This is a genomic window from Pseudarthrobacter sp. lyk4-40-TYG-27 (assembly GCF_030209295.1).
In the GTDB taxonomy this organism is placed as follows: Bacteria; Actinomycetota; Actinomycetes; order Actinomycetales; family Micrococcaceae; genus Arthrobacter.
Genome location: NZ_JARVSH010000004.1, coordinates 532801 through 546019 on the forward strand (window position 1 = coordinate 532801; position 13219 = coordinate 546019).

General features: G+C 66.7%; 10 protein-coding genes. 2 read left to right on the forward strand and 8 right to left on the reverse strand.

Annotated features, from left to right (window positions below; translation table 11 throughout):
- Positions 1–2 precede the first annotated feature (2 nt).
- The 3 genes from QRM96_RS10265 to QRM96_RS10275 all read right to left on the reverse strand — a co-directional run bounded on the left by QRM96_RS10265 (position 3) and on the right by QRM96_RS10275 (position 3285).
- On the reverse strand, positions 3–974 hold the full coding sequence (locus QRM96_RS10265; protein WP_109045189.1) for an ABC transporter permease: 972 nt from the start codon (positions 972–974) through the stop codon (positions 3–5).
- The gene (locus tag QRM96_RS10270) at positions 975–2504 is read right to left on the reverse strand and encodes an extracellular solute-binding protein (protein ID WP_018761793.1); all 1530 of its coding nucleotides are present in this window, start codon (positions 2502–2504) and stop codon (positions 975–977) included.
- 106 nt (positions 2505–2610) lie between these two features.
- Positions 2611–3285 (reverse strand): YesL family protein, encoded by a 675-nt coding sequence (locus QRM96_RS10275; protein ID WP_285319538.1) that lies wholly within the window; start codon positions 3283–3285, stop codon positions 2611–2613.
- A gap of 240 nt (positions 3286–3525) precedes the next feature.
- On the opposite strand from QRM96_RS10275, the gene QRM96_RS10280 reads away from it, so the two are divergent.
- Positions 3526–4731, forward strand: coding sequence for a Gfo/Idh/MocA family protein (locus QRM96_RS10280; RefSeq protein ID WP_285319540.1), 1206 nt, complete (start codon positions 3526–3528; stop codon positions 4729–4731).
- On the forward strand, positions 4731–7982 hold the full coding sequence (locus QRM96_RS10285) for a family 78 glycoside hydrolase catalytic domain (protein ID WP_285319542.1): 3252 nt from the start codon (positions 4731–4733) through the stop codon (positions 7980–7982). Before QRM96_RS10280 ends, QRM96_RS10285 begins: the two co-directional genes overlap by 1 nt.
- Here QRM96_RS10285 and QRM96_RS10290 read toward each other — a convergent pair.
- Genes QRM96_RS10290 through QRM96_RS10310 form a run of 5 tightly spaced genes read right to left on the reverse strand, consistent with a single transcriptional unit; the run spans position 7969 to position 13124 of the window.
- Positions 7969–9261, reverse strand: coding sequence for an MFS transporter (locus QRM96_RS10290; protein ID WP_350224066.1), 1293 nt, complete (start codon positions 9259–9261; stop codon positions 7969–7971). The genes QRM96_RS10285 and QRM96_RS10290 overlap by 14 nt on opposite strands.
- Positions 9262–9269: 8 nt before the next feature.
- Entirely contained in the window at positions 9270–9902 is a 633-nt protein-coding gene (locus QRM96_RS10295; protein WP_285319543.1) for a Poxvirus protein I5, read from the reverse strand.
- Between the two features lie 18 nt (positions 9903–9920).
- Positions 9921–10838, reverse strand: a complete 918-nt coding sequence (locus tag QRM96_RS10300; RefSeq protein ID WP_109045184.1) for a carbohydrate ABC transporter permease — start codon at positions 10836–10838, stop codon at positions 9921–9923.
- Positions 10835–11788 (reverse strand): carbohydrate ABC transporter permease, encoded by a 954-nt coding sequence (locus QRM96_RS10305; RefSeq protein ID WP_285319544.1) that lies wholly within the window; start codon positions 11786–11788, stop codon positions 10835–10837. The genes QRM96_RS10300 and QRM96_RS10305 overlap by 4 nt, the downstream gene beginning before the upstream one ends.
- A gap of 46 nt (positions 11789–11834) precedes the next feature.
- On the reverse strand, positions 11835–13124 hold the full coding sequence (locus tag QRM96_RS10310; RefSeq protein ID WP_285319545.1) for an ABC transporter substrate-binding protein: 1290 nt from the start codon (positions 13122–13124) through the stop codon (positions 11835–11837).
- Positions 13125–13219 lie beyond the last annotated feature (95 nt).

Below are 13219 nucleotides of genomic sequence, written 5' to 3' on the forward strand. Positions count from 1 at the left end.
GGCTAGAACAGTCCGCTCTGGTTGAATCGTTTGGCCAGCCAGTTGGTGCCGAAGATCAGCACGATGCCCACCAGGGATTTGAACAGGCCCACTGCCGTGGAGTAGCTGTAGGCGCCCTGGGTGATGCCCACGAAATAGACGTAGGTGTCAAAGACGTCCGCCACCTCGCGGTTGAGGGCGTTGGTCATCAGGTAGATCTGTTCGAAGCCGGTGTTGAGCATCTGCCCGATGGCCAGGATCAGCATCACGATGATGGTGGACCGGATCGCGGGAAGCGTGATGTGCCAGACCCGGCGGAACCGGCCGGCGCCGTCGATGATGGCGGCCTCGTACTGGTCCTGGTCCACCGTGGCCAGGGCGGCCAGGAAGATGATGGTGCCCCAGCCGGTGTTCTTCCAGATGTCCTGCAGCACGATCAGGGGCCGGAACCACGCGGGATCGGACAGGAAATCGATGTTCGTGCCCATGACGTTGTTCAGGAACTGGAACAGCGGGCCGATGTCCAGGGCGAACAGCAGGAAGCTCAGGGACGCCACGATGGTCCAGGACAGGAAGTGCGGGATGTACACCAGGGTCTGGACCGTGCGCTTGAGGACGGACAGGCGTACCTCATTGAGCAGCAGGGCCAGGACGATGGTCAGCGGGAAGGCGATGCCCAGGTTCAGGAATGCCAGGATCAGGGTGTTGCCCAATAGCCGGGGAAAATCCGGGTTGGCAAAGAAATCCGTGAAGTTCTGCACTCCCACCCAGGGGCTGCCGTTTACCCCCAGGAACGGGACGTAATCCTTGAACGCGATGGATACGCCATACATGGGGGCGTACCGGAACACCGCGAAGTACACCACGCCTGGCAGCAGCAGCAGGTACAACCACTTGTAGTGCGCGAAATGGACGGAAAACCTGCGGTTCTTCCGTTCCCGCACGGGCGGCCGGTTGGCCGCCCGTGCCTCAGCCTCGACAACGGGGGCTGCCATTTACTTGTTGTCCTGCCAGAGCTTGTTGATCTCTTCCTTGACCTTGTCGCCGCCGCTGGTGTTCCACAGCTTGATGGCGTCCTTGAGCCCCTGCTCATCGATCTGGCCCGCCAGGTACTTGATCCGGGCATCGGCCACGATGTTGTCCAGCTGGGCTCCCTTGGCCACATAGGTGGCGGAAACGTAAGGCGCTGCCGGGTTGTAGACGGCGCTCTTGAGGTCCTCCGCCATGACGTCGGTGCGCTTGTCGAAGACCTGCTGCTCGTAGTCGCTGGCCTGCTTGACCGGGTAGAACTGGTTGCCGGCAACGTTCATGCCCAGCTGGGCGTAGCTCTTGATGTCCGTGGTGACGGCCTTGCTGGCGTCCGTTTCCGGCTTGACCGGAGCGGCCTTGCCGTCCACCACCGTGAAGTTGACGCCCTCAATGCCGTTGTTCAGGAGGATGCCGGCGTCCTTGCCGTTGAGGGTGTTCAGGAATTCCAGGACCTTGTCCAGTTCGGCTTCCGTCCGGACACTGGCTTTCGGGACGGCCAGGAAGCCGGAGTAGCCGTCGGTGGGGTGGGCGTGCAGCTTGCCGTCGGGGCCTTCGAGGTTGCCCACGAAGCCCACCTTGTTCTGGAAGTTGTTGGGATCTGCCTGCTTGAACAGGTTGATGAGGACGCTGACCCGGGAATCGACGTCCACGATGATGCCGCCCTTGCCGTTGAAGAATGGTTCATTCCATTTGGTGCTGTCGAACGTGGCGAAGTCGGGGTTGATGAGCTTCTCATCCACCATCTTCTTGATGAAGCGGTCCGCTTGGAGGAACTCGTCGGTCTCGAAGCTGGGTACCAGCTTTCCGTCCCGCTCGGTCCAGCGGTTGCCGGCCCCGAACCATTCCTCGATGACGTCGTAGGGGCTGTTGCTTCCCAGCGCGCCCCATTTGGGAATCGTGATGCCGTAGGTGTCATTCTTGCCGTTGCCGTCCGGGTCCTGCTCGGTGAACGCCTTGGCCACCTTGTAGAGGTCCTCCACGGTCTTGGGCGGCTGCAGGCCCAGCTTGTCCAGCCAGTCCTGCCGGAACATGACCGCGGTCCGCATCGGGGCGCGGCCGCGGAAGATGCCGTAGACCTTGCCGTTGACGCTGGCGTTCTGCTGGATGTCCGGGTAGGTGGTCTTGAGGTTGGGGTACTTGTCCAGCTTGCCGGTGAGGTCCCAGAAGGCACCGGCCTGGGCGTTCTTGACGAACCCGGGGCTCTTGCCCTGGATCACCATGACCTGCGGGATGTCCGATCCTGCCAAGGTGATGTTGGTCTTGTCCTCGTAGGAGGCGTTGGGAGCCCAGTTGATCTTTACCTGCTTGCCGGTGATCTCCTCCAGCTTCTTTTGCACTGCGCCGTCCGCGCCGGGCGGCTGCGCCTCGAGGAAGGGCGCCATGATGGACACCGAGGTGAGGTCGGCGGCCGGGGCGTCACCTCCGCTGCAGGCCGTGAGGGACAGGGCAGCGGCGGTGACGACGGCGGCGGCCAGGGAAAGTTTCCTGCGGATCATATTCTTCCTTTTCCACTTCATTGGGGTTCATTGGGCCTTAGGGCCAGTATTGATACGTTTCATTTAGAAGCCGGGCATGGCCTGGCCGCACCCGGGAGGAGGGCGGTCAGGCGGTGGAGGCTCCCTGCAGGGCGGCCCGGCCGTCCGGTTCCACTGCCAGCGCTTCGGCTACCGATTCGTCATTCGCGGTGAAGAAGCGGTCGCAGAGCCAGCCGGTCAGGAAGAGCCAGGCTCCGATGCTGAAAAACGGAATCAGGCCCGGGAGCGCCGCGCTGGCGTACGCCGCGGCGGCGGTGACGAACAGCAGGATGACGGTTCCCGCAAGATGCCGCACGGCAAAGCGCGACGACGTCAGCAAGTACTGCCGCAGCGGCAGTTCGTAGCGGGCGTACATGGGAAACACGTAGCACGCTGCGCCGGCCAGGAAGATTGCGGCAACAAAGATGCCTGCCGCCATGAGCTGCGCGAAGAGCCCGCGCCCCGCCGAAAAGTAGTTCCAGTTCAGGGCAAGAGCAACGGAGACGGCCATGACCGGCAGTGCAAGGATGTTCGCGCGGCCAAAATTCCTGGTGTATCCGGCAGCAAATCCGCGCACCAGCGGAGCCGCCTCCCCCCGGGCCCGCTTGCGCACCAGGATCTGCGCCGCGGCCGTGGCCGGCCCGGCACCAAGGATGCCGCCACCCATCAGGGTGAACACGATCCAAAGCAGGTTCAGGCCCGCAATCCATGCGAGCGTGTCAAAAAATGAATAGGCACGCGCACTGAAGGTCCCTGACAGCATGGCTGGGCTCCCTTCTGTTCTCCATCGTTGCAGAGGCGAAGCGGAAAGTGTCCCGCATCACGCTGGTAATCGGTTTCTCGAAAATCTAGACCCGCACCGGCATCTCGGTCAAGTGAATTTTTGAATCGTTACATAGCTGGACTGGCAATGCCTCCATGCCGCACACTGAACGGTGGAAAGCGCTTGCTGACAGATGGCGGGCGCTACAGGCTGGTGCCCGGACGGGCAGGACGGAGAACCATGGGAACGGCAACGGAAGCGGCCGGCAAGGGCGCCGGAACCGCCCCGGGGACTGCGGCGCGGGTGGCACTGGTGGGCGTGCACGGCTTTGGCACCCATCACCTCCGGAACCTTGAACGCCTGCAGGCGGCAGGCGCCGTCGAGCTGGTGGCGGTTGCCGATCCGCAGCCGCCCGCGCCAGGTGCCGTGCCGCCGTCGGCCGCCATCCACCCCGGGCTCGACGAGCTCCTCCAGGCCGCCGGGGACCTCGACCTGGTCATCGTGGCGACCCCCATCCAGACGCACGCACCGCTGGCCCTGGCTGCCCTTGCCGCGGACGCGGAGCTGTACTTGGAAAAACCCCCCGTCGCGTCCCTTGCCGATTTCAACCGGCTGTGTGCCGCGGCGGAGGATTCCGGGCGCGGTGTCCAGATCGGGTTCCAAAGCCTCGGTTCGCACGCCCTGCGGGCCATCGAGGAACTGCTCGCGGCCGGCACCATCGGCACCTTGGAGGGCATCTCGGCCACCGGCCGCTGGGTCCGGGACCGGGCCTACTACAAACGCTCGCGCTGGGCCGGGAAACGCAGCATCAACGGCGTGGACGTGGTGGACGGCGTCGCCACCAATCCGTTGGCGCATGCCGTGGCAACCGCCCTCCGGATTGCCGGGGCGCGCACCACCGCTGACATCGCATCCGTGGAGACCGAGCTGTACCGGGCCAACGACATCGAATCGGATGACACCTCCGTGATCCGGATCCGCACCACTCCAGGCCTGCCCATCACCTGCGCGCTGACCATCTGCGCGTCCGAATCCGTTGAGCCCTGCGTGACCCTGCAGGGCTCGGCCGGCACCGCCGTGTTCCACTACACCGAGGACCGGCTCAGCATTGAAACCGCAGCCGGGCGCAGCGAAAAGACGTTTGGCCGCGATGACCTCACCGAGAACCTGCTGGCCCACCGCGCCTCCGGCGTTCCGCTCACCAGCAGCCTGCTGGACAGCGGAGCCTTCATGCTGGTGCTGGAAGCGGTCCGGACGGCGCCGCTGCCCTCCCCCATCGATCCCGCCCACGTCCGGTGGGAGGGCGACGGCGACTCAGCCCACGCCGTCGTAACAGGTATTGAGGCCGCGCTGGAACGTGCGGGCCGGGAGCACGCCACCTTCAGCGAGCTGGGACTCCCCTGGGCCGTGTCCGCCCCGGCCACCTTTGATATTCCGGCTTCCTGATGGGCGGCCAGTTCCGCGACGCCGGTCACCTGCACGCAGCCAACCTGCTGACGGACGGGCTTTCCGCCTGCCTGGCTGCTTCGCCGGCCCCCGCGTTCAGCTGGCAGCTGGCCCAGGGCGACGGCGACGATCCCGCACTGGCACAGCAGACCGGCTACGAGGTTGAGGTCCGGGACACCCGGGGCGCGCTGGTGTGGGGCTCGGGACCGGTAGCTTCCGCATCCCAGCGCGGCGTGCCCTATGGCGGCCCCGCCCTGGCGGACGACTCGGACTTCGCCTGGCGCGTGCGCATCCATGATGCTGCCGGCAGGGCGGGCTCCTGGTCTTCCCCGCACCCCTTCAGCACCGGCCTGACGGACGCGTCCTGGCAGGCCGGCTGGATCAGCCGGGCCCCGGGCGGGCGCGCCCCGCTGGAAATCCACAACCGCGCCCTGCGGGTGGCGGGCTCGCCGTTCCTGCCTCTGCCGTGCCCCGCCGTCCGCAGCGTCCGGATCCAGGCCCGGCTCCGGCCCGTCATGGGCAAAGCCGGCATGATCCTGCGGAGCAACGGACCCGGGACGGGCGTGCTGCTCGAACTGGGCCCGGCCGGAGAACTGGTACTCCGCCGCACTCCGGACTGGGAAATCCCCTCCCCCGCCGCCCCGGATTCCGAGGTCCTGGGAACCGCCGCACCGGCAGGAGACCGGCAACCTTGCCCCGGATCGTGGCAGGACCTGGATATCAGGGACGACGGGCTGACCATCCGGGTGTCGCTGGGCGGAACGGAACTGCTGGTGGTTGACGTACCGGCATCCGCGGATAGCGGCGAAAGGGCCGCCCTGCACCAGGGACCCCGGAGCCAGGCGGAGTACGCGCGGCTCAAAATCACCAGGGAGGTTCCCGGCCGTTCCGGGGAGGTCCTGCTGGACCACCGTTTTGACGCCGCCGAGGACGACGCGCTTGCGTCCTTGGCACAATGGGACCGCACCACCGGACACCGGCAGCCCGACGAGTGGACCCTGTTCCGGGGCACCATAGCGCTGGACGGGACGGTCCGGCGGGCCAGGCTTTTCGTGGCGGCACACCACCACGCGCAGGTTTCGGTGGCCGGAACGCCCTGCCTCGGCACCACCTCGTTCGGCTACCCCGGCGAGGGGTATTTCGATGCCGCCGACGTCACCGGGGTCCTGGCGGCACATCCGGCCGGTACGCCCGTGCCGGTGACGGCCCTCCTCCACTGGTACGGTCCGGGCCAGGGCCGCGCCGCAGGCGTTCCCGGCCTGTTGCTCAGGCTGAGTGTTGATTACGACGACGGACGGCGCGACGTCCTTGTCTCGGGCCCTGGCTGGCGTGCCGGCGAGGCCCCGTACCGCCAGTCGGGCTACCGCAATGACGAGGGCGACCCCGTGGAGCACCTGGATGGCGAGGCCGCAGCGTCCCTGGACCTCACCGAAGACCTTCCTGCCGCCATCAGCGCCGGCCGGCACCCGACGTCGGACTTTCCCCGGCTGCACGCCCGCCGGACGTTCCTGGGCGGGGAGTTCGTGGCACCGCGGCGGTTCCTTGCCGCGGAGGACGGCACCCTGGTGGCGGACTTCGGGCGCGTCATCCCGGCCCGGCCCGAGGTGGACTTCCTGGCCGGCGTCCCGGGGCGCACGGTCATGCTCCGGGCCGGCTACGTCCTGCGCCCGGACGGCAGGGTGGATGCCGGAAAGACCCCCAGCCAGAACACGGACATGTCCTTCCCCTACACACAAACCGCCGGGCCACAGCAGTTCCGGGCCTCCGTCCACCTCGGCTTCCGCTACTTGGAACTGCCGGGCGTGGAGGCGGCGGACGTGTCACGCGTCGGCGCCGCCACGGTCTACGGCAGCCACCCCGGCGAAGGCAGCTTCACCAGTTCCGACCCCGTCCTGGACGAGGTCGTCGGGCTGCTGCGCGATTCTGCGCTCTACGGAGTCCAGGAGCAGTTCGTGGACACTCCCACCCGGGAAAAAGGCCAGTTCCTGGCCGACGCCGCCAACATTTCCTACGCCACCATGGCGTTCTTCGGCGAACACGCCTACACGGCGCAGGCACTGCGCGAATTCGCCTGGTCAGCCCGCCGCTACTGGAACACCGGGGCGGACAAGGGCCGGTACAACGCCGTCTATCCCAACGGCGACGGCAAGCGCGACATCCCCGATTTCTCCCTGATGCTGCCGGAGTGGGCGGAGGAGTACCACCTGCGCTCCGGAGACGCCGGCCTGGTCCGCGAACTGCTTCCCCACCTGTGCGACACGGCCGACTACGCGCTGCGCTGCATTCCGGCGGAAGGCCCGACGGCGGGACTGGTCACCAGGCTGGGCGGCGGCTCGGGCCCCTACCTGCACGGCATCGTGGACTGGCCCGCACCCGGCCGGTTCGGCTACGACATGGAGTGCGCGGCCAAGACCACCGTCAACGCCCAGGCCTACTCGGCGCTGGTGTCAACGGCACGGCTCTGCAACACGGCCGGCAAGGAAGACGCCGCCGTCCGCTACGCCACGGCAGCCCGTGCGCTGGCCGGCGCCATCCGCGGCCGGCTGCGCGTCGGCGGGGTCATGGTGGACGGGCTCCATGAGGACGGGACACCCAGTTCCCACGCCTCCCAGCACGCCACGTCCTTCCCGCTCTCACTGGGCATCACGGACCCCGGCCACGCGGAAGCCGATGCCGCCCGGATCGCCGGAATGGGCATGCGGCAGGGCCCCATGACGGTGCACCGGCTGGTCCGTGCCCTGGTGCGCCAGGGCCGCATGGACGCCGTCCTGGACCTCCTCACCGCCAAAGACCAGCCCGGCTGGGCACGGCTCCTGGACCGCGGAGCCACCTTCACCTGGGAAGCCTGGGACCTGGCCGAGGGGACCGACTACAGCCAGTCGCACGCTTGGTCCGCGTCCGTGCTCAAGGAGATCCTCGAGCACCTGCTCGGCATCCGGTACGCCGTCCCCGGCGGCACCGCGGTGGTGATCGAACCGCCGCTGTGCCGCTTGGAGCACGCCCGCGGCAGTATCCCGGTGGACAACGGATACGTACAGGCGAGCTGGCGCAGGCGCGGTGGTTCGGTGGAGCTGGAGTGCACGGTTCCACCGGGCACCACTGCCACCGTGAGGCTGCCCGCCGGCACCTACGGGGTCAAAGGGCCCACTGCGGATGCCGCCCCGGTACCTTCCGCCCCGTTGGGCACCGCGGACGGCGCCGCCAGGGAATTCCGCGTGCACACCGGCACCTGGATCTTTACGCCCCGGTAGTTGCCACTGGAGGACGGGTGCGCCGCCCGTGCCGCCAGAGCAAGAGGCCGATGACCATGGCGGACAGCATGCCCAGGCAGCCGGTGGCCACCAGGCCCGCCCGGACTCCGAACTGCTCGGTCAGCCAGCCGGCCAGGAGGCCACCGAGCGCATGTCCGCCCAGCAGGAGCGGAAGGTACAGGGCCATGACGCGGCCGCGGATGGCGGGACCGGCCTCGAGCTGGACGGCGGTGGCGGCACTGGTGAGGAACAGCAGCGTCATCATGCCCACCACCACCAGCATGGCGATGAAGAGGCCGACGGTGGGCATGAGCGCCGCCAGCAGCTGGGACAGGCCGAAAAGGCCGGCCGAAGCCACAATGCCTTTCCGGCCCATGGTGCCAAGCCGGGCGGCCAGGAGCGCCCCGGCCAGGGCGCCGACGGCGCTGACGGTGTTGAACAGGCCGAAGCCTTCCACGCCGTTGTGCCACACCCGTTCGGCGAACGCCGCCAGGACCACCGGCCCGTTCATCCCGAAGGCGCCCAGCAGGCCGGCGAGGAGAATAAGGAGGAGCAGCCGTGGCCGTTCGCGGACATAGTGGAGGCCGGCAAGCACCTGGCCCCGGCCGCGTCCGGCGCGCGGGCCAGGATGCAGCTCGTTGGTCCGAATGGCCGTGATCAGGCCCAGGACACCCATGCCGATCAGCGCGTTGGCGGCAAAGGCCGCCGCCGGTCCGGCCTGGGCGATGAGCAGCCCGCCCAACGCCGGGCCGGCCATGCCGCCCAGTTGGGACAGCGCATTGTTCAGTCCGATGGCCGGCCGCAGCGCGGCGTCTCCCACCACTTCATTGACGAACACCTGCCTGGTGGGCTGGTCCACCGCCGCAATGATGCCCAAGGCGACGCAGCTGGCGTACACCACCCATACCTTCAGGGTGCCGCTCGCGGCCCAGGCAGCGAGGCCAATGCCCAGCAGCACGATGACGGACTGGCATACCATCATGATCCGGCGCTTGGGAAAGAGGTCCACTACCAGCCCGGCCAGCGGGCCCACCACCAGCATGGGCAGGAACTGCAGGGCGACGGCGGCGCCCACCGCTGCGGGGCTTCCGGTCAGCTGCAGCACCAGCCAGTCCTGGGCCAGGCGCTGCATCCACACCCCCAGGCTGCCGGCCAGCTGCATGCCCAGGAACAGCCGGTAGTTGTGCTGCGTCAGCGGGTGGTACCACCGGGGTTGGCCGGGCCCGGGGCGGCCGCTTTGACCGGTACGGGCGCGTTGATCGGTTCGGGCGCGGCGCAACGGCACAGCTAGCGTCGGGGCCGGCCGGACCGCAGTTTTACTGCCGCCGCGGCGAGGATGAGGGTGCCGGGGACCACCACAAAGAGCGCCGCGAGCATCCAGACGAACACCACGGCGCAGAACAGCGCGGCCGCGAGCAGCAGCGAACCGGTCCAGTCGCGCAGGGTCATTGCCTGCCCGGCATGGAGGGCCGTGCGCCAGGAGTCCCCTGCGGTGGCGCCTTGGCCGGTTGCATCGGTCCAGGCCGAGGCGGCGCGGAGCAGCACGATCGCCGCTCCGGCCGCCAGGATCAGGGTGGCTGGCAGCACCACTCCACGGCCCGGCAGTTGCCCCACCCAGGCGAGCAGGAGGTTGAGGACAATCACGACGGCGGCTGCCGCCGTCGTCAGGCCCAGCTTCCAGCTGCCGGGCAGGGCCGCCCTGAAGAGGCGCCAGAGTCCGCGGACCGAATCATCCCGGCCGGCCAGGTGCCGTTCCAGGTGGGCGATGCCGGCCGCGTAGGCGGCCGGGAGGGTTACCAGCGGGACGGACAGCACCAGCACCAGCAGGCCTGCCAGGAGGGTTTCGGAGAACAGGGCAAACCGGTTCACCGGGATGGGCTCGTGGCCGGAAACGGGGGTGGTGCTGTCCATGGCGCTCATTTTTCTCTCCGTTGACCGTTAGCCCTTGAGGCCCTGGGTGGAAACGCCCTCGACGATGTACCGCTGGAAGATCAGGAAGAAGATCAGCACGGGGAGCAGGGCCAGGACGGACATGGCGATCATGGCGCCGTAGTCCGAGGACTGGGTTTGGTCCACGAAGAGGCGCAGGGCCAGAGGCAACGGGTACTTGTCGGGGGTGTTCAGGTAGAGCAGCGGGCCCAGGAAGTCGTTCCAGCTCCAGATGAAGGAGAAGATCGAGGTGGAGATCAGGGCCGGTTTCATCAGGGGCAGCATGATGGAGGTGAAGATCCGGACGTGCCCTGCGCCGTCGATGCGGGCTGCTTCGTCGAGTTCGGCGGGCAGGTTGCGCATGAACTGCACCATGAGGAACACGAAGAACGCGTCTCCTGCGAGGAACTTGCCGATGAGCAGGGGGACGTAGGTGTCCACCAGTCCGAGCTGCTGGAAGATGATGTACTGCGGGATGATCACCACGTGGAACGGCAGCAGCAAGGTGGCGATCATCATGCCGAAGAACACGCTGCGGCCGGGGAATTTGATCCGGGCGAAGGCGTAGGCGGACACGCTCGCGGAGAGGATGGTGCCGACGACGGCGCCGATGGCCAGGATCAGCGAGTTGGTGAAGAACTGCAGCGTGGAGACCCCGCCGATGCCGTCCATCGCGGTGGCGAAGTTGTCAAAGCTGAAGTTGCTGGACCACAGCGAGGTGTTCTGGCCGCCGATTTCCGAGTTGGGTTTGAACGCGGAGGCGATCATCCACAGGGCGGGGTAGAGCACCACGCAGGTCAGCAGGAGCGCTGCGGCGTGGAAGATGGTGCTCTTGGCGCGTTTGGCGGTGGTGGATTCGGACTTCGGGTTGTAGGCCGGGGCTGTGGCGCCCGGGGCCGGCTGGACGGGGGTTGCCGTGGTTGTCATTTTGCATCACCGCTGTAGTGGACCCAGGACTTGGAGGTGCGGAAGAAGATCAGCGTGATGATGCCGACCACGATCACCAGCAACCAGGCCATGGCCGAGGCGTAGCCCATCCGGAAGTCGCTGAAGCCGCGCAGGTACAGGTAGAGGGTGTAGAAGAGGGTGGAGCCGGCGGGGCCGCCGTCACCGTTGGAGATGATGTAGGCCGACGCGAAGATCTGGAACGCGTGGATGGTTTCCATCAGGAGGTTGAAGAAGATCACCGGAGAGAGCATGGGCCATGTGATGTTGAAGAACTTCCGCACCGGACCGGCACCGTCCATCGATGCCGCCTCGTAGAGTTCGCCCGGGATCTGTTTCAGGCCGGCCAGGAAGATCACCATCGGGGCGCCGAACTGCCACACGGTCAGCAGGATCATCATGGGCATGGTCATGGACGGATTTCCCACCCAGCCGCCGATGTTGATCCCGAAGAAGGACAAGCCTTGGTCCACCGGCCCGGAATCGCCGAACATGGCCTTCCAGACGATCGCTATGGACACCGAGGCCCCGATCAGGGACGGGGCGTAGAACGCCGACCGGTAGAAGCCCTGGCCGCGGCGCTTGCTGTTCAGCAGCATCGCCACCGCCAGGGCCGCGGCGAGCTTGAGCGGGGTGCCGAAGACCACATAGGAGAGGGTCACGCCCACGGACTGCAGGAAGCGCTCGTCCTGGAAGAGGGTGGCGTAATTGTCGAAGCCGATCCACTTGGGCGCCTCGAACAGGTTGTAGTTGGTGAACGAGAGGTACAGGGAGGAGATCATCGGCCCGACCGTCAGGGCGATGAAACCCAGCAGCCAGGGCAGCAGGAAGGTGTAACCGGCGCGGGCATCCGCCCCGCGCTGCCGCGACTTGCGCGGCAACGCGGTACCGGAGTGCCCCTGGCGCCTGCTCAGGGTTGGGCTTTGAGTCACGAGTTCAATCCGTCAGTCGTGAACACTCGATCAGGCACTGGCCGGATCAGGCGTTCTGCTTGATGAGGTCTTCGGCTTCCTTGAACCACGCGTCGACGGCACCGTCAACGGTGAGCTTGCCGTAGTTGAGGTCGGAGGCAATCCGGCCGAACGATGCTTCCAGCGTGCCGAACCCGACGATCGGCGGCTCGGGTGCGTCCTTGAGGTACTGCTCGATGGACTTCTCGTAATCCACCACCAGCTTGTCGGCGCCATCGAACGTGGTGCCGTCGCGCTGGGTCTTGGAGGCCGGAACGCCGCGGGAAGTCTTGAAGATCTGGCCCACCTCGGGATCGTTGACCATGAAATCGATGAAGCGTGCGGCCGCGTCCTTGAACTTGGTCTTGGCGCTGGCCACCATCAGCATGGACGGCTTCAGGAACAGGCCCAGGTTGTTCGGGTCATCCGAGGGCACCGGTACCAGCTTGAGTTGCTTGGCGCCGCTGTCAGCCAGGTATCCGGCCATGAAGTTGTCCCAGGTGACCTCCGCGGCACTGACGTTGGAGCCAAACGGGGACTTGGGCTTGAGCTGGGTTACCCTGTCTTCCGGCACGAGGGCCTGGGTTCCGCGCAGCTTCGAGTTGAGGTTCCACCAGGTCTTCAGGTCGTCCTTGCTGAATCCCAGCTTCCCGTCGCTGGTGAAGGCCTGGATGTTCTTCTGGCGGAGCCAGATGTTGAACTGCCACCAGACACCGGTGAAGTCCGTGGAGCCGAAGAGGGTGCCGTTGCCCTTGTCCCCAACTTCCTTCAGGAACGACTGGAATTCGGACCAGGTCCATTTGCCGGTGGGTTCGGCGATGCCCAGGGAGGCCAGCTTGGCAGGATCGTAGTAGACCGCGAAGGCGTTGGTGCTGGTGGGGATGCCGTAGGTCTTGCCCTTGATCTGGCCGGACGGGAGGAGTGATTTCTCGAACGCGGAGGTATCGATCTTCACCGTGCCCAGGTCCAGGAGCTGGTTGCGCTGGCCGTAATCGCGCAGGTAGGACAGGTCCCACTGCATCACGTCGGGCAGGCCGCCGCCGGCCGCTTCGGTGGCACGCTTCTGCCAGTAGCCCGCGAAATCCGTGAAGTTGCCGTTGACCTTGATGTCCGGGTTCTTTGACTCGAACAGGGCGATGGCTTTGCGGGTCCGCTCGGCGCGGTCGTCGTTGCCCCACCAGGTGTAGTTGATGGTCACGGGTTTTTCAGCGGATCCGGTCTGGCCGGATGAGCTGCCTCCGTTCCCGCAGGCTGCCAGGGCTGCGGCAGATGCGGTGCCGATGGCCACGGTTGTGAGGAAATGCCTTCTGTTGATCACGGGAGCCTCCTTGCTCTTTGGGTGCCTGCCTTGGCTCGGTCTACAACGTAAGTAGTGAGCTGGCTAACATGGCGTCTGAAACGATACAATAGCTG

Bases quoted from the DNA above. Each gene is read 5' to 3' on its own strand.
- QRM96_RS10265 (WP_109045189.1), bottom strand. From the start codon at position 974: ATGGCAGCCCCCGTTGTCGAGGCTGAGGCACGGGCGGCCAACCGGCCG.
- QRM96_RS10270 (WP_018761793.1), bottom strand. From the start codon at position 2,504: ATGATCCGCAGGAAACTTTCCCTGGCCGCCGCCGTCGTCACCGCCGCT.
- QRM96_RS10275 (WP_285319538.1), bottom strand. From the start codon at position 3,285: ATGCTGTCAGGGACCTTCAGTGCGCGTGCCTATTCATTTTTTGACACG.
- QRM96_RS10280 (WP_285319540.1), top strand. From the start codon at position 3,526: ATGGGAACGGCAACGGAAGCGGCCGGCAAGGGCGCCGGAACCGCCCCG.
- QRM96_RS10285 (WP_285319542.1), top strand. From the start codon at position 4,731: ATGGGCGGCCAGTTCCGCGACGCCGGTCACCTGCACGCAGCCAACCTG.
- QRM96_RS10295 (WP_285319543.1), bottom strand. From the start codon at position 9,902: ATGAGCGCCATGGACAGCACCACCCCCGTTTCCGGCCACGAGCCCATC.
- QRM96_RS10300 (WP_109045184.1), bottom strand. From the start codon at position 10,838: ATGACAACCACGGCAACCCCCGTCCAGCCGGCCCCGGGCGCCACAGCC.